Origin of the sequence: Paraburkholderia youngii, assembly GCF_013366925.1 — a bacterium.
Taxonomy (GTDB): Bacteria; Pseudomonadota; Gammaproteobacteria; order Burkholderiales; family Burkholderiaceae; genus Paraburkholderia; species Paraburkholderia youngii.
The window spans coordinates 5,460,356-5,484,744 of the sequence record NZ_JAALDK010000001.1 but is presented as its reverse complement, the minus strand read 5'-3'; the positions used below and the strand labels follow the sequence as shown (position 1 = coordinate 5,484,744).

Here is a 24,389-nt window from a genome sequence, read left to right as displayed (position 1 = left end):
CGCTATAATCCGACACCATGCCTATCCGTTTCAATCCCGCCGACCCCCACTGGCGCGTCGCGCCCTTGCCCACTTTCAGCGCTGCCCAGAAAGACTGGCTGACCCGCGGCGGTTCGCTGACCGCGCATCTGCGCGCGCTCGGCGCGGTCGCGGTGCGGGTGACGCGCGAAGCGATCGCGCTGCCGTGGCCGGACGAAGCCGCCGCGCTCGGACTCACGCCGCGCGCGCCCGTGTGGGTGCGCGAAGTAGTGCTGTCGGTCGATGGCGTGCCGTTCGTCGCCGCGCATAGCGTGACGCCGCGTGCCGCGAGCGTCGGCATCTGGCAGGCGACGCGGCGGCTGCGCACGCGGCCGCTCGCCGAGTTGCTGTACAGCGATAGCGGCGTCGCGCGTTCGTCGCTGGTGAGCCGCAGGGTGGGGAAGCGGCATCCGTTGTATCGGCTGGCCGCGCGTGAGATCGGCGGTGGCGTCGTGGATGAGCCGCATGCGCTGGTCGCACGGCGCTCGGTGTTCGAGCGCCACGGCGCGCCTTTGATGGTGTCCGAATGCATGCTGCCGGCATTGTGGGAGCATCTGGCCTGGTTGGAGCAGGCGGGGCGCCCGGGCGCCGCGACCGAGCGCGTTCCAGCCGCGCATGTCGCGCACGAGCGGATACGCGACCACGGCCGTCCGCTCGATCACACCGCGTCGCGCGCGCATGCCGCGCCGCGCACGTCGGACGATCGGAGCCGCTGATGTTGCGCGGCTTTCCGCCGGTCGTCGCGGCCGATACGCACACGCTGATACTCGGCAGTTTTCCCGGCGAAGCGTCACTGGCCGCGGCGCAGTATTACGCGCATCCGCGCAACCAGTTCTGGCGCCTACTCGGCACGGTGCTCGGCGAACCCGCGCTGCACGGGTTGCCGTATGAAGAGCGCCTCGCACGCGTGCTCGCGCATCGGATCGGCATCTGGGATGTGCTTGATGCATGCCATCGTCAAGGCAGTCTCGACTCGGCGATCCGCCATGCGCAGCCGAACGACTTCAAGTCGTTGCACGAGCATGCGCCGTTGCTTAACAAGGTTTGCTTCAACGGTAAGACGGCGGGGCGGTTCGCGCCGGTCATCGGTGCGGCAGGCTATCGAACGCTCGTGTTGCCGTCGTCGAGCCCGGCGAATGCGACGCTGTCGTTCGAACAGAAGCTCTCGTGTTGGCGGCAGATTCTTTCCTGACGAAATTCGGAGGAAGGGTATTTAGTTCGGCAGCAGCGAGCCGCTACGAATAGGCTCGGCTCCAGCGACACACGCGACCTCCAGCCCCGCGGTGGCGAAGCGCGCACGTTGCCGCGCATATAGCACGCCGGCGACGGAGTTCGTGATCGTGACGACGCGGCCGGTCAGCGGATCGACGATGTCGGCGATCGCCTCGCCGGGATCGACCCAGACACCGAGCGGCGCGCGGAACACGAGCACGCCGGAGATCGGTGCGACGAGCGGCTCGCTGCCGGAGAAAGGCGTGGCCTGGAACGCGAGCTCCGGCAACGGCGCGGGTGTGCCGTCGATGACGCCGCGAAACGTCAGGTATTCGACGATCGCATTCGCGTCGCGCTCGGCGAACGCGTAGCTCACGTCCGCCTGGCCGCGCAGCTCGATCGTTACCGAGATCGAGCCATTCGGAATCGGATAGCGCTCGCCGTAGCGGGCACGCAGCTCGGACCAACTGAAGCTGTGAATCTCGTCGAACGGATTGCCGATCGAATTGAGCGCGAGCAGCGAAGTCTTCGCGTCGAGATAGCGCGCGAGTGGCTCGACGTCGGGCCACGTGTCGGGGTTCGTGAACAGATGCATCGCCGCTTCGAAGTCGCAGTGCAGGTCGAGCACGACGTCGGCATCGTATGACAGGCGCTGCAGCGCGAGGCGCTGCGATTCGAGCTCGGTGGTCGGCGTTTGCTCGGCGAGCGCCTCGCGCATTGCGGCGCGCACGGCGCGCAGGTTCCGTTGCGCGTCGCCGGTCAGGTGAGGCTCGATGCGCGGCATCACGAGCTCGGCCAGATTGTGGAAGTTGCGATTGAAGTTCGCCGCGGTGCCGCTTTCGAAGCGGCCAACCATGTGCCCGAGCACCCGCTGGTTGAGGCCGATCGGATTGGGTACCGGCACGATGACGATTTCGCCGCGCAACCTGCCCGCCGTCTCGAGGGCGGCGACGCGTTGGCGCAGTTCCCATGCGACCAGCATCCCCGGCAGCTCGTCGGCATGCAGCGACGACTGGATGTAGATCTTCTGTCCGCCCGTCGGGCCGTAGTGGAAGCTCGTCAGGTACCGCTCGGTGCCGAGCGACGGGGAAATCAACGGATGGGTTTGTGTTTGCATGATGGTGTGAATGTTGCCGGCCGCCGTGCGGGCGCGGGGGTTCCCGCGCCATTGCCTGTCAGCTGACGTATACGTCGAAGTTGAAGTGGCTGGCTTCGAGCTTCAGCTCAGTTGTATAGACAAGATAGAGAATTGAAGATGATGGCGGAAGTAGGGTTTTCGCTGACGATGGGCGGCGTGCCCTCATATAGGCGGGGGTTTCGCGTGAAACGAAAATTCGAAGGAGGAATCGAGGCGCGCGCTGTAGCAATAGATGTATATGCAACCTGCGTGCTATGGAGGAGGGTCCGAAGACGAGCGATGCCGCGCCGTCAAAGCTCGAGTGCAAGAAACCTCGTGCCCTCGACCGGATTTGCGTAGTAAGGCGCGATTTCCACGAACCCTAATCGCTCGTAGATGCGCTGCGCGAAAGCGGTTTTCGGCACCGAGTCGAGGACCAGCTTCGAGAAGCCCAACGATTTTGCTTTCCCGATCACCGACGTCACCAGCGTTTCGCCGAGACGCATCCCTCTGAATGCGTCGCGAACGAACAGGCGCTTGATTTCGGCGGTCCCCGCACTATGGCGCAGTAGCCCCGCGCAACCGGCGAGTTCGCCGCCGGCATCGGCGACGAAGAACATGCCGGATGGCAACGTGTAAACCGCTTCGAACGCGTCCATTTCGGCATCGAATCCACGGTACGACAGATCCAGATCCAGCCACTGGACATACTCTCGGATCACCGCGACGAGCTTGCGCGTATCGGCGGGGAAAACGGCTTCGCGAACAACCGGCAGCGGCGTTTGCATGGCGGTTCTCAGATCCATACGTCGTTTTCGGCCGTTCTTTCGTTGGTCGTATCGCCGGTGTTGACGACGCCGCGCGGTTCGATCAGCAGCAGCTTCACTTCGGAGCCGGCATACGGCTTGTGCTCGACTCCCTTTGGAACCACCGCCATTTCTCCGGCGAGCAGTTCGATCGAGCGATCGCGGAAGTCGATGCGCAAGCGCCCTTCGAGAACGATGAAAGTTTCGTCGGTGTCGGCATGCCGGTGCCAGACGAAATCACCGGCGATCTTCACGACCTTGAACTGATAGTCGTTCATTTCGGCAACGACGCGCGGCTGCCAGTGGTCGTCGATCTGACGGATCTTGTCGAGCAGATTGATCGTCTGGTACTGGCCGCGTTGCTCGGGTCCTGGCTGGGAATCGCTGTGCATGGTGGCTCCGTTAGGGTGATAGCTGGAACAGAGCTTAGGCCGGCCGCCGGCGGGTGTCTTGAACGATCGTGCAAGCCTGCGCTAGCCGGCGCGCCGATCGCTCGTCATCGCGAGCCAACGCGCGGGCGGGATCCCGTATGCGTGGCGAAAATGCCGGGTCATATGGCTCTGGTCGGCGAAGCCGGCCGCTGCCGCCGTGTCCACGAGGGAAACGCCGCGCAGCATCATCGCGCGCGCCGCTTCGAGCCGGCGCATGACCAGGTAGTGATAGGGGCTGGTGCCGTAAAAGGTTCGGAAATCGCGCGACAGGCTCCAGCGATCCTGTCCGCTGACGGCGGCAAGTTCATCCAGCGTGACGACGCGGCTGCTCGATGCGTGCAGATATTCCCGTGCCCGCTGCGCTGCCGCGAAATCCGCGGACCTGCGCGCAGCTCGGGTACCCGATACGCTATCCAGCGCGAGCGCGAGGCCGGCGAGCGCGTCGTCGCGCTCGAGCGGCTCCGCGTCGCCGCGCATCTGGCGCAACGCTGTCTTCGTCGCTTCGAACAGCCGTGGATCGTTCGTGACCCCGCCTTCGACGAATGGCAGCGGCCGGCCTCCGAGGACCTCCTGGATGGCGGCCGGGTGCACGTAAATCATCTGATAACGGAATCCCTCCTGCGTACCGGCCTGACCGTCGTGCGCTTCGTCGGGATGCAGCACCATCGTCTGGCCGGGCAGACTGGTGCGCAAGCCGCGCCGGTAGTGAAAGCATTGAACGCCGGCGAGCGTCAGGCCGATCGCGTAGGTGTCGTGCCGATGCAGGGAGTACGCATTGCCGTGGAAAAAGGCCTCGATGCGTTCGACTCCGTTGGTGGGCTCCGAACGGGAAATCCAGTCGGATTGGGCTTTGCTGGTATCGCCGTCCATGACGCTCTCCGGCTTCGATTGGCAGATCTGCGGGAATCCCCGTACATCAGCTCATTGTATCGATGTGGCCGTGCGACGCACGTGCCAGCCCGGCTGGCAAGTCGCACGTTCCTGCGCGCCGGTTCGGCTGCTCTTGCGTCAGCCCAAAAATGAGGCAGAATCCAGACGTGCGACCCGCTGCGCGACGCAGTCCGCCGTGTTCGCTTAATCGTTCCGCTTTGGCGTTCCAGGGCCCCGCATCGCCATTCGCCGCGCACAGCGTTTGTGTCCTCGTGTTGTCGTTTTCCTGATCGACGCTTGCGCATCCTGCCGGTATCACGCGCGAGATGCCTCTCAACCGCCCGCCCAGAGCCTAGCAATGACGACCCAGCAACCGACCATCATCTACACCCTCACCGACGAGGCCCCGCTGCTCGCGACCGCGGCGTTCCTGCCGATCATCCGGACCTTCACGAGGCCGGCCGGCATCGAGGTCGAGACCAGCGACATCTCGGTCGCGGGCCGCATCCTCGGTGAGTTCCCCGAATTTCTGACCGAAGCGCAGCGGGTGCCAGACAACCTCGCTGAACTCGGTCGCCTGACCTCGTTGCCCGACACCAACATCATCAAGCTGCCCAACATCAGCGCATCGGTGCCGCAACTGACGAGCGCGATCAAGGAACTGCAGGCGAAGGGCTACAAGGTGCCCGACTATCCCGAAGATCCGAAGACCGACGCAGAGAAGGCGATCCGTCAGCGCTACTCGAAGTGTCTCGGCAGCGCGGTCAATCCGGTGCTGCGCGAGGGCAACTCGGACCGTCGCGCGCCGGCCGCGGTGAAGAACTACGCGCGCAAGCATCCGCACAGCATGACCGAATGGAGCATGGCGTCGCGCACGCACGTCGCCACCATGCGACATGGCGACTTCTATCACGGCGAAAAATCGATGACGCTCGATCGCGCGCGCGACGTGAAGATGGAACTCGTCACGAAAAACGGCAAGACGATCGTGCTGAAACCGAAGGTCGCGCTAGAGGCCGGCGAGATCATCGACAGCATGTTCATGAGCAAAAAGGCGCTGCTCGCGTTCTATGAAGACCAGATGGAAGACGCGCGCAAGACCGGCATGATGCTGTCGCTGCACGTGAAGGCGACGATGATGAAGATCTCGCATCCGATCGTCTTCGGCCACGCGGTGAAGGTGTTCTACAAGGACGCGTTCGCGAAGCACGGCAAGCTGTTCGACGAGCTCGGCGTGAACGTCAACAACGGCCTCGTCAATCTGTACGAGAAGATCGAGGCGTTGCCGGAATCGCAGCGCGAGGAAGTGATCCGCGACCTGCACGCGTGCCACGAGCATCGTCCGGAACTGGCGATGGTCGATTCGGCGAAGGGCATCTCGAACCTGCACGCGCCGAACGACGTGATCGTCGATGCGTCGATGCCGGCGATGATTCGCGCCGGCGGCAAGATGTGGGGCGCCGACGGTCGTCCGAAAGACACCAAGGCGGTGATCCCGGAGAGCACGTTCGCGCGCATCTACCAGGAGATCATCAACTTCTGCAAGACCAACGGCGCGTTCGATCCGGTCACGATGGGCACCGTGCCGAACGTCGGCCTGATGGCGCAGAAGGCGGAAGAATACGGCTCGCACGACAAGACCTTCGAAGTGCCGGAAGACGGCGAGGCGCGCATCGTCGATCTCACGAGCGGCGAGGTGCTGCTTACGCAGAACGTCGAGCAGGGCGACATCTGGCGCATGTGCGAGGTGAAAGATGCGGCGATCCGCGACTGGGTCAAACTCGCGGTCACGCGCGTGCGCAATTCGCGCACGCCCGCGGTGTTCTGGCTCGATCCGTATCGCCCGCACGAGGCGGAACTGATCAAGAAGGTCGAGGCCTACCTCAAGGATTACGACACCACCGGCCTCGACATCCAGATCATGTCGCAGGTGCGCGCGATGCGTTACACGCTGGAGCGCGTCGTGCGCGGGCTCGATACGATCTCGGTCACCGGCAACATCCTGCGCGATTATCTGACCGACCTGTTCCCGATCATGGAGCTGGGCACGAGCGCGAAGATGCTGTCGATCGTGCCGTTGATGGCGGGCGGCGGCATGTACGAGACCGGCGCGGGCGGTTCGGCGCCGAAGCACGTGAAGCAGCTCGTCGAAGAGAACCACCTGCGCTGGGACTCGCTCGGCGAATTCCTCGCGCTCGCGGTATCGCTCGAAGAGCTGGGCATCAAGACCGGCAACAACCGGGCGAAGATCCTCGCGAAGACGCTCGACACCGCAACCGGCAAGTTGCTCGACAATAACCGCAGCCCGAGCCCGAAGACGGGCGAGCTCGACAATCGCGGCAGCCAGTTCTATCTGGCGATGTACTGGGCGCAGGAGCTGGCCGCGCAAACGGACGATGCCGCGCTGGCCGCGCAGTTCGCGCCGCTCGCGACGCAGCTGACCGCCAACGAGCAGGTGATCGTGGCGGAGCTCGCGTCGGTGCAGGGCGCGCCGGCGGACATCGGCGGCTATTACAAGCCGGACCTGAACAAGCTCGAAGAGGTGATGCGGCCGAGCCGCACGCTGAACGAGGCGCTCAAGGCGGTACGCGTCGAGTGACGTGCTGGGTCTGAAGTGAGGTGATGTGCACACGGGCCGCCGGCGGGCGGCTCTGCGTAATCGTGCGCGCCGCGAATGCTATGCTCTCGGTCGACCAAAAATCATGCGCCCGCGGCGCGACATCCACACATGACGAAACTGATCAAGCGCGCTTCGGCCGAGGCGCGCGCTTTCCGTAACCGGGACGCCGAAGCCATCGGCGGCAAGCAGAAAATCGCGCCCAGACAGGCGCCAAAAACCGCACGCAACGCGAACCGCGCCGTCGACCACGAGCTTCATGACGCGCAGCAAATCGAAACGCCGCGCAAGCCGCGCTTTGCGCCGGTGACGTTCTCCGAAGAGGGCGGCGTGCGCTACCTGCATTTCGGCACGGAATGGGTGCAAGGCGCGATGCGTCTGCGCAAGCCCGATCACATCGAACTCGAATACGCGCAGCAGATGATGGCCTGGCTGCTGTTTCTCGAAACGCCGAAGCGCATCGTGCAGCTGGGGCTCGGCGCGGCGGCGCTGACCAAGTTCGCGCACCGCTTCCTGAAGAGCGCAAAGGTCGAGGCCGTCGAACTGAATCCGGCGGTCGTGGTTGCCGCGCGCACGATGTTCGAACTGCCGCCCGACGATGCGCGTCTGACGGTGCACGAAACCGACGCATGGGACTTCGTCAACGAGAGCGCGAACCACGGCACCATCGGCGCGCTGCAGATCGACGTCTACGACGCGACCGCGCGCGGCCCGGTGCTCGACAGCGTCGGCTTTTACCGGGCGGCGCGCGCATGTCTGACCGACGCGGGCATCGTCACGGTGAATCTGTTCGGCGATCATCCGAGCTTCGTGCGCAACATGAAGCGCCTGAACGAAGCCTTCGACGGTCGCGTCGTCGCGCTGCCCGAAGTGCACGACGGCAACCGCATCGCGATCGCGTTCTCGGGCCCCGCGCTCGACGTGCCGTTCGCCGCGCTCGACGCGCGCGCGAAGCTGATCGAAGCCGAGCTCGGCTTGCCGGCGCGCAAGTGGATCAAGGGCCTGCGCGAATCGACGGGTCAGACGGGCGCATCGTTTGCCATCTGAGCGCTGAATTCCGATCAGCGCGCGAAGAATGAGGCGGCCGTGCCGGCGTATCAGTCGGCACGGCCGTTTTGCTTCCGGTATTTTTTTCACGTCGATGCTGCAGCGTGATCCAGTCTGCATCGTTGGACGCCAATGTGCCTCGGGGTCGCCCCGGCTTGACCGGGCGTTCGCCACTCCTATACTCTTGCGAGGCTTTCGGGGAGCCCGTGGCGGACCGCGGGACGACCACCCGCTGAGTTCCTCCTCCCGTCGACCACGGGCAGATAAATTCAAAATAGGAAAAACAGGAGACGTCATGGCTCACGACGCCGACGTGAACAAAGCCAGCAAGCACTGGCTCTGGCTATTGCTGCTACCGTGGATCGCGATGATCTGGGTGCCGTCCTACAACCGGATCGAGCCGCAGCTGTTCGATTTCCCGTTCTTCTACTGGTATCAGCTGCTGTGGGTGCTGATCAGCGCGGTCATCACCGCGTTCGTCTATGTGAAGACCAAGTCCCGCTATACGGGTCGCCCGAACGGGGGCGCACAACGATGAACCCCATTGCAACCTTTGTCTTCGTTCTGTTTTTCATCGGCGTCACGATTCTTGGCTTCGTCGCGGCACACTGGCGGCGCGGCGATCTCGCGCATCTGGAAGAGTGGGGTCTGGGCGGGCGGCGCTTCGGCACGATCGTCACGTGGTTCCTGCTCGGCGGCGACCTGTACACCGCCTACACCTTCATCGCGGTGCCGGCGCTCGTGTTCGGCGCGGGCGCAACCGGCTTCTTCGCGCTGCCGTACACGATCCTGATCTATCCGTTCGCCTTCGTCGTGTTCCCGAAGCTGTGGAGCATCGCGAAGCGCCACGGCTACGTGACCTCGGCGGACTTCGTTTCGGCCCGCTACGGCAGCCGCATGCTCGCGCTCGCTGTCGCCGTGACCGGCATCGTCGCGACGATGCCGTACATCGCGCTGCAGCTGGTCGGTATCGAAGTGGTGATCGGCGCGCTCGGTTTCGACACCACCGGCTTCGTCGGCGATCTGCCGCTGATCATCGCGTTTGCGATCCTCGCGGCCTACACGTACACGTCGGGCCTGCGCGCGCCGGCGATGATCGCGGTGGTCAAGGACATCCTGATCTACGTGACGATCTTCGCCGCGATCATCGTGATTCCGCCGCAGCTGGGCGGCTTCGGCCATATCTTCGGCGCGGTCCCGCCGGCCAAGCTGCTGCTGAAGTCGCCGGACGTGTCGAGCCTGAACGGCTATAGCGCGTACGCGACGCTCGCCGTGGGTTCGGCGCTTGCGCTGTTCCTGTATCCGCACTCGATCACCGCGGTGCTGTCTTCGAAGTCGGGCAACACGATCCGCCGCAATATGGCCTTGCTGCCGGCGTATTCGCTGGTGCTCGGCCTGCTCGCGCTGCTCGGCTTCATGGCGCTCGCGGCCGGCGTGAAGGACATGCCCGAGTTCGCGCCGTACTTCAAGGCCTTCGGCCCGAACTTCGCGGTGCCGGCGTTGTTCCTGCACTTCTTCCCGTCGTGGTTCGTCGGCGTCGCGTTCGCGGCGATCGGTATCGGCGCGCTGGTGCCGGCGGCGATCATGTCGATCGCGGCGGCGAACCTGTACACGCGCAACGTGCACAAGGAGTTCATCAACCGCAACATGACGCACGAGCAGGAGACCAACGTCGCGAAGCTGGTGTCGCTGATCGTCAAGGTCGGCGCGGTCGCGTTCATTCTCGGTCTGCCGCTCACGTACGCGATCCAGCTGCAGCTGCTCGGCGGGATCTGGATCATCCAGACGCTGCCGGCCATCGTGCTCGGTCTCTACACGCGTGTGCTCGACTATCGGGGTCTGCTGCTCGGCTGGGCGGCAGGTATCGCGACTGGCACGTGGATGGCGATTTCGTTGAACCTCGCGAGCTCGATCTTCACGATTCATCTGTTCGGCATCGCGATTCCGGGCTATGCGGCGGTGTGGTCGCTGATCGTGAACCTCGTGGTGTCGGTGGTCGTGAGCCTGATCGTGCGCGCGGTGGGCATGCAGCGCGCCGAGGACCGCACCCGTCCGGAAGACTACCTGGACATCGTCGAAGGCTGATTCCGGCTGCGACTTCACGCTCTGAAACACGCAACGCCCGCCGACGCAAGTTGGCGGGCGTTTGTGTTTGCGGGGCACTCCAGGGCAGGATAGCGGAACCGTCCTTTCACGCGTTCGCCGCGCGCCGCCATGGCTGCTGCCGATACTCCCACCGTGATCTCCCGCCGCGCGGCGCTGAGCCGGATGGTGCGCGCGGTCACGTCGCCGTATTACCGCTACCGCCACGCGAAGGTGCTGCATAGCCTGCGCGTCGGCCTCGCGATGCTGGTGTCGATTCTGGCGACGACCGGCATCGATATCCCGCACGGCATCTGGTCGTCGGTGACGCTGCTGGTCGTGATCGGCGGCTTGCAGCATCACGGCAATATCCGCAAGAAAGCGGCCGAACGCGCGGCCGGCACGCTGCTCGGCGCGTCGATCGGCCTGTTGCTGATCGTGCAGCAGAACTTCATCGGCTCTCTGCCGCTCACCTATGTGCTGGAGGCGATCATCGCGTCGATCTGCGCGTGGTTCGCGATCGGCTCGTCCGGCTATATCGGGCTTCTGACCGCGATCACGATGTGCATCGTCGCGGGCCACGGCGACAACCTGATCGACGTCGGCCTGTGGCGCACGTTGAACGTGCTGATCGGCATCGTGATCGCGCTGGCGTTTTCGTTCGCGTTTCCACTGCACGCGACGTATTCGTGGCGCTACGGGCTCGCCGCCAATCTGCGCGAATGCGCGGGCATCTACGCGCGGCTGCTCGACGGCGAGACGATCACCGAGGAGGAGCAGGTCAAGCGCTTCCTGCGGATCAACAAGCGGCTCGTGCAACTGCGCTCGCTGATGCCGTCGGTCGCCAAGGAAATCGACGTGCCGCAGGCGCGGCTCGAGGAGATCCAGCGGCTGCATCGCTCGGTGCTCAGCTCGCTCGAACTGCTGGCCACCGGGCCGCTGATGAACGCCACCGCCGCCGCGCGCAGCGCCTATGCAGCGCAATGCGGCGCCGAGGTGCGCGCCGTGCGCGCGATCCTGTTGTCCACCGCGCGCGGGCTGCGTTTCGGCCGTCCGTCGCGCTTCGGCATTCCGGCCGCGGCGCCGCTCGCGAAGGGGCATGGCGACGTGGCCACCGCGTTGCCGCCCGACTGGCAAGGGCCGTACTGGCTCGGTCAGCGGCTCGCGGAGCAGGTGGACCGGCTGCGCGCGCTATTGCTGGAGACCGAGCCGAACTGGAACATCGAGCGGCACGAGCGGGTGACGCGTGGCGGGTAGGTGGTCGAATGGCCGAACCCAAACGCTCGGCCGCTAAGCCTCAAACCTGCGGCGGCAGCGTGACCATCCACATCATGCCGAAGCGGTCCACCACCATTCCGAAGCCCTTGCTCCAGAACGTTGGCTGGAACGGCATCACGACCTGGCCGCCATCGGCGAGCGCGTTGAAGCATTTTTCCGCCGACGCGCTGTCTTCGACGGTCAGCGACAGGCTGAAGCCATTGAACGGGCCGGCCGCCGGATCGCAGTTGCCGTCGGAAGCCATCCACGTGCTCGAGCCCAGCTGCACGTTCGCGTGCATGATCTTGTCGGCGAGTTCGGGGCGTGGCGGGTTTTGCGCGTCGGGTGGCGCGTCCTTGAACAGCATCTTGAAGGTTACCTGGGCGCCGAGTTTGTCGGTGTAGTAGTCGAGCGCTTCCTGGCAACGGCCGTTGAAGAACACGTAGGGCTGAACATACATGATCGTCTCCCTGGTCAGGCGTTGGGCGGGCGCCCTCGTTCCTCGCCAGCTCAGGCGGGGAGGGGCGTGCAGTCGATTGTAGTCGCAGCGTAAACGAGGAGCGGCGCCGAACCGTGAGATTCGGCGCCGCTCGTCATGGATCGCTTTCGAGCGGAGCGGGCGCGGCGCGGCGAGCGTGAACGTGAGCGTCACGCAGCCAGCCACGTCCGCCGCCCGCGGCACCTCAGCGCAGCGTGTCGATCAGTTTTTCCAGCTTGATTGCGTCAGCGGCGAACGTACGAATGCCTTCGGCGAGCTTCTCGGTCGCCATCGCGTCGTCGTTGACGAGGAAGCGGAACGACTTTTCGTCGACCGGCACGCGCTCGATGTCCGCGTCCTGCGACGCCTCCGGCGACAGCTTGCGCTCGATCTTGTCGGTGCTGTCGTGCAGCTTTTGCAGCAGGTCGGGGCTGATCGTCAGCAGATCGCAGCCGGCCAGTTCCAGGATCTGCGAGGTTGTGCGGAAGCTCGCGCCCATCACTTCGGTTTTGTAGCCGAACTTTTTGTAATACCCATAGATGCGGCGCACCGACTTGACGCCCGGGTCGTTGGCGCCGCCGTCTTTCGCTTCGTCCCACGCGCTGCCGGCGCTCTTCTTGTACCAGTCGTAGATGCGGCCGACGAACGGCGAGATCAGCTGCGCGCCAGCTTCTGCACAGGCCGCCGCCTGCGGGAGCGAGAACAGCAGCGTCATGTTGCAACTGATGCCTTCCTTCTGCAGCACCTCGGCCGCGCGCACGCCTTCCCACGTCGACGCGAGCTTGATCAGCACGCGGTCGCGTTCGACGCCGTGCTCCTTGTACAGCGCGATCAGCTCATGGGCTTTCTTGATCGAGCCTTCGATGTCGAACGACAGGCGCGCGTCGACTTCGGTCGACACCCGCCCGGGGATGATCTTCAGGATTTCGGTGCCGAACGCGATCAGCAACTGGTCGATGATCGCACCGACCGGTTTCGACGCATGCGCCTTCACGGTCTTTTCGAGCAGCGGCCGGTAGTCGTCTTTCTGCACGGCCTTCAGAATCAGCGACGGATTGGTGGTCGCATCGCGCGGCTTGTACTGCGCGAGCTGCTGGAAGTCGCCAGTGTCGGCCACCACGGTGGTGTATTGCTTGAGTTGGTCGAGTGCGGTTGTCATGTTCGGGCCTTCAGGGCGCGTGTGCGCCGTGGTTCAGGAGAAATGAGGACGCCGCCGCGCCGGCTGGACGAAACAGAGCAATCAGCCGGCGCCGGCGGCCGCGGGTCAAGCCGCAGCGCGTCCCGCGATGGCGCCGGGAAACGCTGCCGGATACATCTATTCTATGGCGGATCGCCGACGACGGCATGAACACCGGGTACGGACAGCCGGGCATGGCGATTCGTTCACACGCGCCGCGCGTTCAGCACGACTTGCGTGATCACGCCGGCGACGAGCCCCCAGAATGCCGAGCCGATCGACAGCAGCGTGAGCCCCGAGGCGGTCACCATGAACGTAACGAGCGCCGCCTCGCGCTGCCGCGTATCCTGCATCGCATTGGCGAGGCCGCTCATGATCGAGCCAAATAGTGCGAGCGCCGCGACGGAGACGACCAGTTCCTTCGGAAACGCCGCGAACAGCGCGGCGATCGTCGCGCCGAACACCCCCGCGAGCAGATAGAAAATGCCGCCCCATACGGCCGCCGTGTAGCGCCTCGCGGGGTTTTCGTGCGCTTCGGGGCCGGTGCAGATCGCCGCCGTGATCGCCGCAAGATTGATGCCGTGCGAGCCGAACGGCGCGAGCAGCAGCGACGCGACGCCGGTCGTCGCGATCAGCGGCGCGGACGGGGTCGTATAGCCGTCGGCGCGCAGCACCGCGATGCCGGGCACGTTCTGCGAGGCCATCGCGACCACGAACAGCGGAATGCCGATGCTCACGCACGCCGCCACCGAAAACGACGGCATCGTCAGCACCGGATGCGCGAGCGCGACGTGAAAGTGGCTGAAGTCGAGCAGCCCGAGGCCGCCGGCCGCGGCCGTGCCGACCACCAGCGTGGTCGGAATCGCGTAACGCGGCACGAACCGTTTGACGATCAGGTAGGTGAAGAACATCGTCAGCACGAGCGCGGTCTGGTACTGCGCGGCACGGAAAATCTCGATGCCGATCTCGAACAGGATGCCCGCGAGGAGCGCCGCCGCGAGGCCGGACGGAATCCGCTTCATCAGCGCGTCGAACCAGCCGGTGACGCCGACCAGCGTCAGCAGCGCCGCGCAGAAGATGAACGCGCCGATGGCCTGCGCATACTCGACATGCGGCAGCGACGCCACCAGCAGCGCCGCGCCCGGCGTCGACCACGCGATCACGATCGGCGCGCGAAAGCGCAGCGACAGGCCGATCGTGCAGAGGCCCATGCCGATCGACAGCGCCCAGATCCAGGACGAAATCTGCGCGTCGCTCAGATGCGCGGCCTGGCCCGCCTGGAACATCAGCACGAGCGAGCTCGTGTAGCCGGTCATCGCCGCGACGAAGCCCGCGACGATCGTCGACAGCGACGTATCGGCGAGCGGGTTGAAGCGCCTCTGCGGCGCGGCGGGGGACAGCTGGGGCGACGGGGACGAACTCATGCGAGGGCTTTCTTGTTGTGGAAATTAAAGCGTCAAGACGGGGATGTTGGAACGGCGGCGTTATCTGGTCACTTGCTCAGCACCCGCATGGCCGTCTCCAGGCCCGCGAGCGTCAGCGGATACATGCGGTGGCCCAGCACTTCGCGGATCGCGCTGACCGACTGCCGATATGGCCACAGCGCTTCCGGTTCCGGGTTCAGCCACGCGAAGTGCGGGAAATGATCGGCGAGCCGGCGCAGCCACACCGCGCCGGCCTCGGCGTTGTTGTACTCGACCGAGCCGCCCGGCTGCAACACTTCGTACGGGCTCATCGTCGCGTCGCCGACGAAGATCAGCTTGTAGTCCGGCGTGAACTTGTGCAGCACGTCCCACGTCGGCGTGCGCTCGGCGTGGCGGCGGCGGTTGTTCTTCCACAGGAAGTCGTACACGCAGTTGTGGAAGTAATAGAACTCGAGGTGCTTGAACTCGGCCTTCGCGGCGGAGAACAGCTCCTCGGTGCGCTTCACGTGATCGTCCATCGAGCCGCCGACATCGAGCAGCATCAGCACCTTCACGTTGTTGTGCCGCTCGGGCACCATCTTCAGATCGAGCCAGCCGGCGTTCGCGGCGGTGCTGCGGATGGTGTCGGGCAGGTCGAGCTCTTCCGCGGCGCCCTCGCGGGCGAAGCGGCGCAAGCGCCGCAGCGCAACCTTGATGTTGCGCGTGCCGATCTCGACCTGGTCGTCGTAGTCGCGGTACGCGCGCGCTTCCCAGACCTTGACGGCGGTGCGATTGCCGGTCGCGTCGCCGCCGATGCGCACACCCTCGGGGTTATAGCCGCCGTTGCCGAACGGCGACGTGCCGCCCGTGCCGATCCATTTGTTGCCGCCCTCGTGGCGCTCCTTCTGCTCGTCGAACAGTTCCTTCAGGCGCTCCATCAGCTTGTCGATGCCGCCCATCGCCTCGATCTGCGCCTTTTCCTCGGGCGACAGATCGCGTTGCAGCTTCTTCTTCAGCCAGTCGAGCGGAATCTCGAACGCGAGCTCCGAGCTTGCCGCGACCCCGTTGAAAAAGGCGCCGAACGCCTGGTCGAACTTGTCGAAGTACTGCTCGTCCTTCACGAGCGTGATGCGCGACAGGTAGTAGAACTCGTCGAGCGACGGCGCGATCACGTTGGCCTTCAGCGCTTCGAGCAGCGTCAGGTATTCCTTCACCGAGACCGGCAGTTTGGCGGCGCGCAGCGAGTAGAAGAAGTCGATCAGCATGCTGGATGTCCTGCGGCGCGGTGCCCGCTCAACGGTTGTTGCGGTTCATGAACAGCAGCCGCTCGAACAGGCCCACGTCCTGTTCGTTCTTCAGCAGCGCGCCGTGCAGCGGCGGCACGATCTGCTTGTGGTCGGCCGAGCGCAGCGCTTCGGGCGGAATGTCTTCGGCGAGCAGCAGCTTGAGCCAGTCGAGCAGTTCGGAGGTGGACGGCTTCTTCTTCAGCCCCGCGACGTTGCGCAGCTCGAAGAAGCTCTGCAGTGCGGCGGCGAGCAGGTCCTTCTTGATGCCGGGGTAGTGCACGTCGACGATCTGCTGCATCGTCGTCGCGTCCGGAAACTTGATGTAGTGGAAGAAGCAGCGGCGCAGGAACGCGTCGGGCAATTCCTTCTCGTTGTTCGACGTGATGATCACGAGCGGGCGATGCTTCGCGCGCACCAGCTCGCGCGTCTCGTACACGTAGAACTCCATGCGGTCGAGTTCGCGCAGCAGGTCGTTCGGGAATTCGATGTCGGCCTTGTCGATCTCGTCGATCAGCAGCACGCTCTGCTCGTCCGATTCGAACGCCTGCCACAGCACACCCTTGACGATGTAGTTGCGGATGTCCTTCACGCGTTCGTCGCCGAGCTGCGAATCGCGCAGTCGCGACACGGCGTCGTATTCGTACAAGCCCTGCTGGGCCTTGGTGGTCGACTTGATGTGCCATTGCAAGAGCGGCATGCCGAGCGCGGCGGCGACTTCCTCGGCGAGCATGGTCTTGCCGGTGCCGGGTTCGCCCTTGATCAGGAGCGGACGCTTGAGCGTCATCGCGGCGTTGACCGCGAGCTTGAGGTCGTCGGTGGCGACGTACTGCGATGAGCCTTCGAAACGCATGGCGAGATGCTCTTGTGCGGGAAAAAACCCAGTATAAGTCAGAAGGCCTGTTGGCCCGAAACCGGCTCACGTATGTTGTCAGCCGTGCCGGGGTAGACGCGCCGGCGCCGCTGTGGCGTCATCGCGAAGCCGCCGCGAGCATGGCGCGCGGCCCGTCCAGACGGGCGTTGCGCGGCTCCCGCGTGTTGTGGACGTTCGGCGCGGCGTCGCGGTACAATGGGCCCGATTTTTTTGGCCTGCGTGGCCACCTCATAAGAAGAACGGCCGGACCGCTGCCTTTGTGGGCACCCGTTTCCCCTCAAGCCAGGTTACATCTATGAATAAATTCGTCGGCAAACACGTCGTGATCGCAGCGCTGTCGGTGCTCGCGGGGTACGCGGTCAGTGCGCAGGCAGCGGATGTCGTAGGCAACGCCAAGGCGGGCCAGGACAAGGTCGCGATGTGTATCGGCTGCCACGGCATCCCTGAATATCGTACGGCTTATCCAGAGGTTTTCCGCGTGCCGAAGCTCGGCGGGCAAAATCAGGCCTACCTCGAGATCGCGCTGCGCGCCTACAAGAAGGGCGACCGCCATTTCGACACGATGCATGCAATCGCAACGTCGCTGTCGGATCAGGACATTGCCGACATCGCCGCCTACTACGCAGCGCAAACTGCCGCTTCGAAAAACAATCCCGACAAGTGATCGGCGTCGGTCACCAGTACATCCAATTCGCGGGATAGGAGATTTCATGATCAAGCCCCAACAGGCACTCCACACGGTATTCAAGGCGGTCGGCGCGGCGGCGGTAATCGGTCTGGCCGTGGCGAACGTCGCTCACGCGGCTGACGCGGGCAACGGCAAGGTGCTCGCCGACAGTCACAACTGCGCGGCCTGCCACGGTCCCGGCCTGAACAAGCCGGTGAGCCCGGAGTATCCGAAGCTGGCCGGTCAGCACTCCGACTATGTGTACTGGGCGCTGCGTCAGTACCAGATGGGCACCGGCAATCCGCACCTCGGCCGCAACAACGCGATCATGCAGGCACAGGTGCAGAGCCTGTCGCTAGGCGACATGAAGGACATCGCCGCTTACGTCGAATCGCTGGAAGGCGACCTCGTGCAGAAGAAGTGAGCGTAGGGCGCGGATTTCGCGCCGCGGCTTCAAAAGCAAAACACCCCGCCTTGGCGGGGTGTTTTGCTTTGAGGGCATCGAGCCGGGGTTTGCGGTCGCTTCAGTCGCGCGTCGCGCGCCGTTCGATGCGCTGCAAATACGCGTCCGTGTCCGGCGGCGTGCCGGTGCGCTGCGCTTCCCAGATGGTTTCGCCGAGGCAGTCCATGATTGCGTGCTGCGCCTCGTGCGTCGAGCCGAGGCGTGCGGCGAGCCGCTCGTGCGCGGCGCGAATGCCGGGCGGCTGATCGATCGACAGCTGTTCGGAGATCGCCAGATGCATCGACAGATGCAGGAACGGATTGGTCTGGCCGCGCTCCGGCGAATAGTCCTGCGCCTGCGCAGCGGGGGCGTCGGTGAGGTCGGCGTGATATTCCGGATGCTCGACGATCCAGTCGGCGGCGATCGCCTCGAGCGGCGTCAGAATCTCGCCTTGGCGCTGTTTGCGCCAGGTGTCGGTGAAAAAGAGGCGAACTTCGTCGCGGCTGGGATTGAACATCGTGGAACCGGTGCGTGGGAGTGGGGCGCGACGGCGTGTGTACGGGGGGCGCACTGCGTGTAAAGCATCATTTTACGCGGCGGCCGTTCGGGCTGCAGGCGCGCCGCGCGGTCTGGGGTTTCGAGTTGGGCTGCCCTTAAAGATCGGGCGGCGGGGTCTTCGGCCGGAACTCGCACAGCGGCTCGATCACGCAATGCCAGCATTCGGGGCGGCGCGCCTTGCACACGTAGCGTCCATGCAGGATCAGCCAGTGGTGCGCGTCCTTCCTGAATTCGGCTGGCGTGAATTTTTCGAGCGCTGCTTCGACCGCGCGCACGTCCTTGCCGGGCGCGAGGCCGGTGCGGTTGGCGACGCGGAATATGTGCGTGTCGACCGCGATGGTCGGATGGCCGAACGCGGTGTTCAGAATCACGTTGGCCGTTTTGCGGCCGACACCCGGCAGCCCTTCGAGCGCCTCGCGATCCTCGGGCACCTCGCCGCCGTACTGGTCGAGCAGAATGCGACAGGTCGCGATCACGTTCTTCGCCTTCGTGCGATACAGGCCGATCGTCTTGATATAGCTCGCGACACCTTCCTCGCCGAGGTCGAACACCTTCTGCGGTGTGTTCGCTACGGGGAACATCCTGCGCATCGCCTTGTTGACCGACACGTCGGTCGCTTGCGCCGACAGCAGCACCGCGATCAGCAGTTCGAACGGCGTCGTGTACTCGAGTTCGGTGGTCGGGTGCGGATTCAGGCTCTGAAGCGTTTCGTAGATCGCGCGGCGTTTGTTCGCGTTCATTCGGAGCGGGTCCGTGTGAGTGAGAAGGGTTGCGCGGGCGAGGTCAGCGCGCGGTCGGCGGCGAGCTGGACGGCGGCTTTGACTCGTCGGACTCGTTGGACGACGGCTCCGAGCCGTGTGTACCCTCGCCGCTGGCAAGACCGAGACGGCGGCGGCGCGCTTCGGCTGCATCGATCTGTGCCTGCACGTCGGCGCTGACGTTCTCGGTGTTCAGCGGCCCCTGGCCTTTCGCGGCCATCTCCTCTTTCTTCTTGCGCGCGCGTTCGAGCGCGGCCTGGATGATCGCGCGTTTTTTCGCTTCGGCGTCGTCCGCACTCGGGGTAGCCGGGGCCTCGGACGGCGTTGTCGCGCCGCTCGCGGGAACCGCGCCCGACGCAGCCGCCGCCGGCGCGCTCGCACTCGCGGCTCGCCGCGCCGCAGCACGCGCTTCGGCGGCGTTGCGCTCGCGCGCGAGACGGCCCTCGTGGCGGTTATGACGCGCCCGCGCCGCGTCTGCCTCGCTCTGGCTCCATGCATCCCAGCCGGTGGCCTCGCCGGTGACGGGCAGCATCGCGATGCAGTCGACCGGGCAGGGGGGCACGCACAGGTCGCAGCCGGTGCAGAGCTCGGCGATCACGGTGTGCATCTGTTTCGGTGCGCCAACTATCGCGTCGACCGGACATGCCTGCATGCACAGCGTGCAGCCGATGCACACCTGTTCGTCGATAACCGCCAAGGGGCGCGGACGTTCGACGCCATTGGCGGAATTGAGCGGAATCACCGGTTTGCCGAGTAGCGCGGCGAGGCGCGCGATGCCCTCGGCACCGCCGGGCGGGCACTGGTTATAGTTCGCCTCGCCGCTGGCGATGGCTTCGGCATACGGACGGCATGCGGGATAACCGCACTTCGTGCATTGCGTTTGGGGCAGCAGATCTTCGATGCGATCCGCGAGTGTTTTGACGTCTGTCACGGTTACGGCGCGGGGGTTTGCCGTGCGAGCGCACGACCTGAACTAAATAGCACATTATCGCCGATTTCCCGGATTGCCATTCGCAATCCATGTGCCATAATCGAAGCGCTTCATTCGAAAGTCCGCAGAAAAGGGTGTGTTTCCCAACCACGACGCGCCCGCTAAACGCCGCCAACAAAAAGGCTCGAGGAGAGGCCGGCGGCGCGATCCGGATAACGCGGCTCACGAAGACGATGCCACCATGAATCAGCCGAAAATCAAAAGAGATCCTGAAGGCACGAGGCGCCGCATCTTGCTTGCGGCGGCGGAAGAGTTTGCAAATGGAGGACTGTTCGGCGCACGAGTCGATCAGATCGCTCGCCGCGCCGAAACCAATGAACGCATGCTCTATTACTACTTCGGTAGCAAGGAGCAGCTATTCACCGCGGTACTCGAGCACGCGTTCAGCGCACTCAACGAAGCGGAACGCACGCTCGAACTCAACGGAGTCGCGCCCGTCGAGGCGGTTACACGTCTCGCACATTTCGTGTGGGACTACTACCGCGATCATCCCGAGTTATTGCGACTCATCAACAACGAGAATCTGCATGAAGCACGCTATATGCAGAAGTCGACACGCATACGCGAAATGATCTCGCCGATCGTCGCCACGCTTGGCGGCATCCTCGAACGCGGGCAACGCGCGGGACTGTTTCGCACCAACATCGACCCACTGCGTTTTTACGTGACGCTTTCGGGCATGGGCTACTACATCGTGTCGAACCGCTTCACGCTCGAAGCGACGCTCGGGCGCGATTTCAGCAGCGCCGCCGAACGCAGCGAGGTGATTCAGATGAATACCGAACTGCTGCTCGCGTATCTGTTGAGAAAGTAACGGCCCGTGCTGCGGTGATCGCCGCCGCGGCAGAACATCAGTATCACGAATGAAGCGCGATAAAAAAGCCAACGGCCTCGAAGGAGACCGTTGGCTTTTCATATGCTATTGCAAGTTTAATGCTCAGGCTTCGACTTTTTCTTTCGCCGTTTTTGCAGTCTTGTTGTGCTCGAGAATGAAGTCGCGCAATTGCGGGTAAATGATCGTGCGCCAGCGGCGGCCCGAGAAAATGCCGTAGTGGCCGCATTTTTCCGCGGTGAAGTGACGCTTGTTCTTCGCCGCAATGCCGCTGCACAGGTCGTGGGCCGCGTACGTTTGGCCGTCGCCGGAAATATCGTCGAGCTCGCCTTCGATCGTAAACAGCGCGGTCGTCGTGATGTCCTGAGGCCGCACCGGTTCGCCGTTGACGACCCACGTGCCTTCGGCAAGACGGAATTCCTGGAACACGACGCGGATCGTGTCGAGGTAATAGTCGGCATCCATGTCGAGCACCGCGTTGTACTCGTCGTAGAAGCGGCGATGCGCTTCGGCGTCGTCCTCGTCGCCGCGCAGCAGGCTCTGGTAGAAATCCCAGTGCGATGCCGCGTGACGCTCCGGATTCATCGCGACGAAGCCCGTGTGCTGCAGGAAGCCCGGATAGACCTTGCGGCCCGTGCCCGGATAGTTCGGCGGTACCGTGAAGATCACGTTGTTCTCGAACCACTCGTATGAGTGCTGCGTGGCGAGCGAATTGACCGAGGTCGGGCTCTTTCGCGCGTCGATTGGGCCGCCCATCATCGTCATCGTGCGCGGCGTGTCCTCGCCGCGGCTCGCCATCAGCGAAATGGCGGCGAGCACCGGCACGGTCGGCTGGCACACCGAGATCACGTGCAGATTCTTCGCGCCGATATGGCGAATGAATTCCTGGATATACGCGATGTAGTCGTTCAGACCGAACCAGCCGGCCTCGAGCGGCACCATGCGCGCGTCGATCCAGTCGGTGATGTAGACCTTGTGGTCTTGCAGCAACGTGCGCACGGTGTCCCGCAGCAGCGTGGCGTGGTGTCCTGACAACGGTGCGCAGACCAGCACGACCGGCTCGTCTTTCAGTTGGCTGACAGCTTCGCTGTCGTCCGCGAAGCGCTTGAAGCGCATCAGACGGCAGAACGGCTTTTCGATGATCGTCTGCTCGACGATCGGAATGTTATGTCCGTCTTTAACAATCTGATGAATGTTGAACTCGGGCTTTTCGTAATCCTTGCCGAGCCGGTAAAGCAGTTCGTAGCCGGCGGACAGGCGTGTGGCGCCCGGCACATAGGCTAACGGACTGGCCGGATTCGCAAATGATTTCGATGCGGCCTGGGCCCAGGCGGTGAGGGGGCTCAACATCGCCCGGCTGAATTCGTGCAGTTGATAGAGCATGTTTGCTCCGTTTTAAGCGGTTCGCATTGGGCTTCGCAAACACGCGTGAAGCGTTGCGGCGGGCCATTGTGGTTGTGGGCACATTGTTGTTGGCCGACAGTCGGATCGATAATATCGAACAAAGCAATCTTGTGCAATGCAACAATTTTCGCATTCAGTGTACGCAAACTGTCACGGCGTCATGCTAGTGGCGATGCTGCCCCGCCGCTATAAGGGCTTGCCTGAACCTCAAGCTCTGTGGAGCGCATGCCGTTATGCGCGGGATGGCCGGTCGCCTGCGCCATTTCCTGCTCATGCTTCATCAGGTTCAGTCCGGTGTGCACGAGCGCCACGTGCGAGAACGCCTGCGGAAAATTGCCGACCAGACGTTTTTCGACCGGATCGTACTCCTCGGACAGCAGGCCCACGTCGTTGCACAGCGCGAGCAGCCGCTCGTACATCTCGATCGCTTCCCGCACGCGCCCCTGCAGCGCGAGGTTATCCACCATCCAGAACGAACACGCAAGAAAGGTGCCTTCTCCGGGCGGCAGGCCGTCATCGTATTCGGTCGTGCGGTAGCGCATCACGAAGCCGCCGTGCATCAGATCTCGCTCGATCGCCTCGACGGTGCCCTTGATGCGCGGGTCCTGCGGCGGCAGGAAGGCGACCAGCGGCATCAGCAGCACGCTCGCGTCGAGCTGGTCGCTGCCGTAGGACTGCGAGAACGCGTTCAGCTTCGGATTCCACGCCTTCTCGCAGACCTCGGCGTGGATCGTGTCGCGCGTCGCGCGCCATTCGTCGAGCGGGCCGTCGAGCTTGAACATTTCGGCCGAGCGGATCGCGCGATCGAACGCGACCCACGCCATCACCTTCGAGAACGTGAAATGCTCGCGGCCGCCGCGCGTCTCCCAGATGCCTTCGTCGGGTTCGCGCCAGATCGTGGTCAGATGCGCGAGCATCGCGCGCTGCACGCTCCACGCGGTGACGTCCGCCTGCAGGCCGCCCACGCGCGCGAGATGCAGCGCATTCATCACTTCGCCGTAGACGTCGAGCTGAAGCTGCCCGACCGCGTTGTTGCCGATGCGCACCGGTTTCGCGCCCTCGTAGCCGGGCAGCCAGTCGATTTCGAATTCGGGCAGGCGTCGCTCGCCGCCGATGCCGTACATGATCTGCAACTGGTCCGGCGCGCCCGCCATCACGCGGCCGAGCCAGCTGCGCCAGGCGCGCGCCTCGTCGTAGTAGCCGCCGCGCATCATCGCGAGCAGCGTGATGGTCGCGTCGCGCAGCCAGCAGTATCGATAGTCCCAGTTGCGCGTGCCGCCGAGCTTCTCCGGCAGCGACGTGGTAGGCGCCGCGACGATGCCGCCGGTCGGCTCGTAGGCGAGCGCGCGCAGTGTGATCAGCGAACGGCGGATCGGCTCGGCCCAGCGTCCTTCGACAGTCCCGCGCGCCGCCCATTCGAGCCAGTGGTTCTCGGTGCGCGCGAGTGACGTGTGCGGGTCGCGCGCGGGCGGAATGCGCAGATGCGACGCCGCATACGCGAGCGAGAACGGCACGCGCTCGCCCGCGGTCACCGTAAATTCCGCGACGGTCTTCATATCTTCGCCGTGCAGTTCGACCGGCGTGCGCAACACCGCGGTGTCGGGGCCGACGATCGCCTTGATGCCGCTGTCGTGCTTGAGCTTGTCGACCCATGGGATCGAGAAGCCGTAGTCGAAGCGCAGCACGAGTTCCATCTTCATGCGCACGGTGCCGCGCTTGCCGACGACGATGCGGATCAGCTCCGACCAGCCGTTGCCTGGCGGCATGAAATCGATCAGCGTGACGGCGCCGTCGGGCGTTTCGAAGTCGGTTTCGAGGATCAGCGTTTCACCGCGATAGCGCCGCGTAATGGTCGGCGCGCCGTGCTCCCCCCGGGTGGCGGGGGCGATCTGCCAGCGACCGTTGTCGGGCGTGCCGAGCAGCGCGGCGAAGCAGGCGCCCGAGTCGAAACGCGGCCAGCAGAGCCAGTCGACGGACCCCTCGCGGGAGATGAGCGCGGCGGTATGGCCGTCGCCGATGAGTGCGTAGTCTTCGAGGTGTGCAGGCATGGAAAGCGTGTCGAAAA

At 64.4% G+C, this 24,389-nt stretch carries 24 protein-coding genes; 10 read left to right on the top strand and 14 right to left on the bottom strand.

Annotation, left to right across the window (positions count from 1 at the left end; translation table 11 throughout):
* The first annotated feature begins 17 nt into the window (after nt 1–17).
* Both G5S42_RS25045 and G5S42_RS25040 read left to right on the top strand, forming a co-directional pair.
* Nucleotides 18–734, top strand: a complete 717-nt coding sequence (locus G5S42_RS25045; RefSeq protein ID WP_176109217.1) for a chorismate--pyruvate lyase family protein — start codon at nt 18–20, stop codon at nt 732–734.
* Nucleotides 734–1,210, top strand: a complete 477-nt coding sequence (locus G5S42_RS25040) for a DNA-deoxyinosine glycosylase (RefSeq protein ID WP_176109216.1) — start codon at nt 734–736, stop codon at nt 1,208–1,210. The genes G5S42_RS25045 and G5S42_RS25040 overlap by 1 nt, the downstream gene beginning before the upstream one ends.
* Nucleotides 1,211–1,231: 21 nt before the next feature.
* Here the strand turns inward: G5S42_RS25040 and G5S42_RS25035 are convergent, their stop codons facing one another.
* From G5S42_RS25035 to G5S42_RS25020, 4 genes are all read right to left on the bottom strand, one after another.
* The gene (locus tag G5S42_RS25035) at nt 1,232–2,347 is read right to left on the bottom strand and encodes a succinylglutamate desuccinylase/aspartoacylase family protein (RefSeq protein WP_176109215.1); all 1,116 of its coding nucleotides are present in this window, start codon (nt 2,345–2,347) and stop codon (nt 1,232–1,234) included.
* Nucleotides 2,348–2,658: 311 nt separating this feature from the next.
* The gene (locus G5S42_RS25030) at nt 2,659–3,135 is read right to left on the bottom strand and encodes a GNAT family N-acetyltransferase (protein ID WP_176110625.1); all 477 of its coding nucleotides are present in this window, start codon (nt 3,133–3,135) and stop codon (nt 2,659–2,661) included.
* Nucleotides 3,136–3,143: 8 nt separating this feature from the next.
* Nucleotides 3,144–3,545, bottom strand: coding sequence for a cupin domain-containing protein (locus tag G5S42_RS25025; RefSeq protein ID WP_176109214.1), 402 nt, complete (start codon nt 3,543–3,545; stop codon nt 3,144–3,146).
* 81 nt (nt 3,546–3,626) lie between these two features.
* A complete protein-coding gene (locus G5S42_RS25020; protein ID WP_176109213.1) occupies nt 3,627–4,454 on the bottom strand; it encodes an AraC family transcriptional regulator in 828 nt (275 codons plus the stop codon).
* 358 nt (nt 4,455–4,812) lie between these two features.
* Between G5S42_RS25020 and G5S42_RS25015 the strand changes: the two genes are divergently transcribed.
* The 5 genes from G5S42_RS25015 to G5S42_RS24995 all read left to right on the top strand — a co-directional run bounded on the left by G5S42_RS25015 (nt 4,813) and on the right by G5S42_RS24995 (nt 11,457).
* The gene (locus G5S42_RS25015; protein ID WP_176109212.1) at nt 4,813–7,053 is read left to right on the top strand and encodes an NADP-dependent isocitrate dehydrogenase; all 2,241 of its coding nucleotides are present in this window, start codon (nt 4,813–4,815) and stop codon (nt 7,051–7,053) included.
* A 129-nt stretch (nt 7,054–7,182) separates the two neighbouring features.
* Entirely contained in the window at nt 7,183–8,118 is a 936-nt protein-coding gene (locus G5S42_RS25010) for a class I SAM-dependent methyltransferase (RefSeq protein ID WP_176109211.1), read from the top strand.
* Between the two features lie 295 nt (nt 8,119–8,413).
* The gene (locus G5S42_RS25005) at nt 8,414–8,656 is read left to right on the top strand and encodes a DUF3311 domain-containing protein (protein WP_176109210.1); all 243 of its coding nucleotides are present in this window, start codon (nt 8,414–8,416) and stop codon (nt 8,654–8,656) included.
* Nucleotides 8,653–10,203, top strand: coding sequence for a monocarboxylate uptake permease MctP (gene mctP / locus G5S42_RS25000; protein WP_176109209.1), 1,551 nt, complete (start codon nt 8,653–8,655; stop codon nt 10,201–10,203). The genes G5S42_RS25005 and mctP overlap by 4 nt, the downstream gene beginning before the upstream one ends.
* Before the next feature lie 129 nt (nt 10,204–10,332).
* Nucleotides 10,333–11,457, top strand: coding sequence for an FUSC family protein (locus tag G5S42_RS24995; protein WP_176109208.1), 1,125 nt, complete (start codon nt 10,333–10,335; stop codon nt 11,455–11,457).
* Nucleotides 11,458–11,497: 40 nt separating this feature from the next.
* Here G5S42_RS24995 and G5S42_RS24990 read toward each other — a convergent pair whose 3' ends face one another.
* The 5 genes from G5S42_RS24990 to G5S42_RS24970 all read right to left on the bottom strand — a co-directional run bounded on the left by G5S42_RS24990 (nt 11,498) and on the right by G5S42_RS24970 (nt 16,651).
* Entirely contained in the window at nt 11,498–11,917 is a 420-nt protein-coding gene (locus G5S42_RS24990) for a VOC family protein (RefSeq protein WP_176109207.1), read from the bottom strand.
* Between the two features lie 223 nt (nt 11,918–12,140).
* Nucleotides 12,141–13,094 carry a transaldolase gene (gene tal, locus G5S42_RS24985; RefSeq protein ID WP_176109206.1) on the bottom strand — a complete coding sequence of 318 codons (954 nt, stop codon included), beginning with the start codon at nt 13,092–13,094 and terminating at the stop codon, nt 12,141–12,143.
* 224 nt (nt 13,095–13,318) lie between these two features.
* Complete coding sequence (locus G5S42_RS24980) at nt 13,319–14,536, bottom strand: benzoate/H(+) symporter BenE family transporter (RefSeq protein WP_176109205.1); 1,218 nt, start codon at nt 14,534–14,536, stop codon at nt 13,319–13,321.
* A 68-nt stretch (nt 14,537–14,604) separates the two neighbouring features.
* Nucleotides 14,605–15,780, bottom strand: coding sequence for a vWA domain-containing protein (locus G5S42_RS24975; RefSeq protein ID WP_176109204.1), 1,176 nt, complete (start codon nt 15,778–15,780; stop codon nt 14,605–14,607).
* Between the two features lie 28 nt (nt 15,781–15,808).
* The gene (locus G5S42_RS24970; protein ID WP_176109203.1) at nt 15,809–16,651 is read right to left on the bottom strand and encodes an AAA family ATPase; all 843 of its coding nucleotides are present in this window, start codon (nt 16,649–16,651) and stop codon (nt 15,809–15,811) included.
* A 316-nt stretch (nt 16,652–16,967) separates the two neighbouring features.
* On the opposite strand from G5S42_RS24970, the gene G5S42_RS24965 reads away from it, so the two are divergent.
* Together G5S42_RS24965 and G5S42_RS24960 are read left to right on the top strand one after the other, a co-directional pair.
* Nucleotides 16,968–17,336, top strand: a complete 369-nt coding sequence (locus G5S42_RS24965; RefSeq protein ID WP_013088844.1) for a c-type cytochrome — start codon at nt 16,968–16,970, stop codon at nt 17,334–17,336.
* A gap of 46 nt (nt 17,337–17,382) precedes the next feature.
* Nucleotides 17,383–17,763, top strand: coding sequence for a c-type cytochrome (locus G5S42_RS24960; RefSeq protein ID WP_176109202.1), 381 nt, complete (start codon nt 17,383–17,385; stop codon nt 17,761–17,763).
* A 100-nt stretch (nt 17,764–17,863) separates the two neighbouring features.
* On the opposite strand, the gene G5S42_RS24955 is transcribed toward G5S42_RS24960, so the two are convergent.
* The 3 genes from G5S42_RS24955 to rsxB form a co-directional block, all read right to left on the bottom strand.
* A complete protein-coding gene (locus tag G5S42_RS24955; RefSeq protein ID WP_176109201.1) occupies nt 17,864–18,298 on the bottom strand; it encodes a DUF1841 family protein in 435 nt (144 codons plus the stop codon).
* A 136-nt stretch (nt 18,299–18,434) separates the two neighbouring features.
* Nucleotides 18,435–19,079, bottom strand: coding sequence for an endonuclease III (nth, locus tag G5S42_RS24950; RefSeq protein WP_176109200.1), 645 nt, complete (start codon nt 19,077–19,079; stop codon nt 18,435–18,437).
* A 43-nt stretch (nt 19,080–19,122) separates the two neighbouring features.
* Nucleotides 19,123–20,028 carry an electron transport complex subunit RsxB gene (gene rsxB / locus G5S42_RS24945; protein ID WP_176109199.1) on the bottom strand — a complete coding sequence of 302 codons (906 nt, stop codon included), beginning with the start codon at nt 20,026–20,028 and terminating at the stop codon, nt 19,123–19,125.
* A gap of 241 nt (nt 20,029–20,269) precedes the next feature.
* Here rsxB and G5S42_RS24940 point away from each other — a divergent pair, with 241 nt between their 5' ends.
* On the top strand, nt 20,270–20,902 hold the full coding sequence (locus G5S42_RS24940) for a TetR/AcrR family transcriptional regulator (RefSeq protein WP_176109198.1): 633 nt from the start codon (nt 20,270–20,272) through the stop codon (nt 20,900–20,902).
* Nucleotides 20,903–21,025: 123 nt separating this feature from the next.
* Here G5S42_RS24940 and G5S42_RS24935 read toward each other — a convergent pair whose 3' ends face one another.
* The gene (locus tag G5S42_RS24935) at nt 21,026–22,303 is read right to left on the bottom strand and encodes a polyhydroxyalkanoate depolymerase (protein ID WP_176109197.1); all 1,278 of its coding nucleotides are present in this window, start codon (nt 22,301–22,303) and stop codon (nt 21,026–21,028) included.
* A gap of 179 nt (nt 22,304–22,482) precedes the next feature.
* Nucleotides 22,483–24,372, bottom strand: coding sequence for a glycoside hydrolase family 15 protein (locus tag G5S42_RS24930; RefSeq protein WP_176109196.1), 1,890 nt, complete (start codon nt 24,370–24,372; stop codon nt 22,483–22,485).
* Nucleotides 24,373–24,389: the final 17 nt, after the last annotated feature.

What these genes read in the sequence shown, in the direction of transcription:
- G5S42_RS25005 (WP_176109210.1), top strand. Translation starts at nt 8,414, where the DNA reads ATGGCTCACGACGCCGACGTGAACAAAGCCAGCAAGCACTGGCTCTGG.
- G5S42_RS25015 (WP_176109212.1), top strand. Translation starts at nt 4,813, where the DNA reads ATGACGACCCAGCAACCGACCATCATCTACACCCTCACCGACGAGGCC.
- G5S42_RS24940 (WP_176109198.1), top strand. Translation starts at nt 20,270, where the DNA reads ATGAATCAGCCGAAAATCAAAAGAGATCCTGAAGGCACGAGGCGCCGC.
- G5S42_RS24990 (WP_176109207.1), bottom strand. Translation starts at nt 11,917, where the DNA reads ATGTATGTTCAGCCCTACGTGTTCTTCAACGGCCGTTGCCAGGAAGCG.
- G5S42_RS24975 (WP_176109204.1), bottom strand. Translation starts at nt 15,780, where the DNA reads ATGCTGATCGACTTCTTCTACTCGCTGCGCGCCGCCAAACTGCCGGTC.
- G5S42_RS25035 (WP_176109215.1), bottom strand. Translation starts at nt 2,347, where the DNA reads ATGCAAACACAAACCCATCCGTTGATTTCCCCGTCGCTCGGCACCGAG.
- G5S42_RS24965 (WP_013088844.1), top strand. Translation starts at nt 16,968, where the DNA reads ATGAATAAATTCGTCGGCAAACACGTCGTGATCGCAGCGCTGTCGGTG.
- G5S42_RS25025 (WP_176109214.1), bottom strand. Translation starts at nt 3,545, where the DNA reads ATGCACAGCGATTCCCAGCCAGGACCCGAGCAACGCGGCCAGTACCAG.
- G5S42_RS24960 (WP_176109202.1), top strand. Translation starts at nt 17,383, where the DNA reads ATGATCAAGCCCCAACAGGCACTCCACACGGTATTCAAGGCGGTCGGC.
- G5S42_RS24935 (WP_176109197.1), bottom strand. Translation starts at nt 22,303, where the DNA reads ATGCTCTATCAACTGCACGAATTCAGCCGGGCGATGTTGAGCCCCCTC.
- nth (WP_176109200.1), bottom strand. Translation starts at nt 19,079, where the DNA reads ATGAACGCGAACAAACGCCGCGCGATCTACGAAACGCTTCAGAGCCTG.
- G5S42_RS25040 (WP_176109216.1), top strand. Translation starts at nt 734, where the DNA reads ATGTTGCGCGGCTTTCCGCCGGTCGTCGCGGCCGATACGCACACGCTG.
- G5S42_RS24970 (WP_176109203.1), bottom strand. Translation starts at nt 16,651, where the DNA reads ATGCGTTTCGAAGGCTCATCGCAGTACGTCGCCACCGACGACCTCAAG.
- G5S42_RS24930 (WP_176109196.1), bottom strand. Translation starts at nt 24,372, where the DNA reads ATGCCTGCACACCTCGAAGACTACGCACTCATCGGCGACGGCCATACC.
- G5S42_RS25030 (WP_176110625.1), bottom strand. Translation starts at nt 3,135, where the DNA reads ATGCAAACGCCGCTGCCGGTTGTTCGCGAAGCCGTTTTCCCCGCCGAT.
- G5S42_RS25045 (WP_176109217.1), top strand. Translation starts at nt 18, where the DNA reads ATGCCTATCCGTTTCAATCCCGCCGACCCCCACTGGCGCGTCGCGCCC.
- tal (WP_176109206.1), bottom strand. Translation starts at nt 13,094, where the DNA reads ATGACAACCGCACTCGACCAACTCAAGCAATACACCACCGTGGTGGCC.
- G5S42_RS25010 (WP_176109211.1), top strand. Translation starts at nt 7,183, where the DNA reads ATGACGAAACTGATCAAGCGCGCTTCGGCCGAGGCGCGCGCTTTCCGT.
- mctP (WP_176109209.1), top strand. Translation starts at nt 8,653, where the DNA reads ATGAACCCCATTGCAACCTTTGTCTTCGTTCTGTTTTTCATCGGCGTC.
- G5S42_RS24955 (WP_176109201.1), bottom strand. Translation starts at nt 18,298, where the DNA reads ATGTTCAATCCCAGCCGCGACGAAGTTCGCCTCTTTTTCACCGACACC.
- G5S42_RS24980 (WP_176109205.1), bottom strand. Translation starts at nt 14,536, where the DNA reads ATGAGTTCGTCCCCGTCGCCCCAGCTGTCCCCCGCCGCGCCGCAGAGG.
- G5S42_RS24995 (WP_176109208.1), top strand. Translation starts at nt 10,333, where the DNA reads ATGGCTGCTGCCGATACTCCCACCGTGATCTCCCGCCGCGCGGCGCTG.
- G5S42_RS25020 (WP_176109213.1), bottom strand. Translation starts at nt 4,454, where the DNA reads ATGGACGGCGATACCAGCAAAGCCCAATCCGACTGGATTTCCCGTTCG.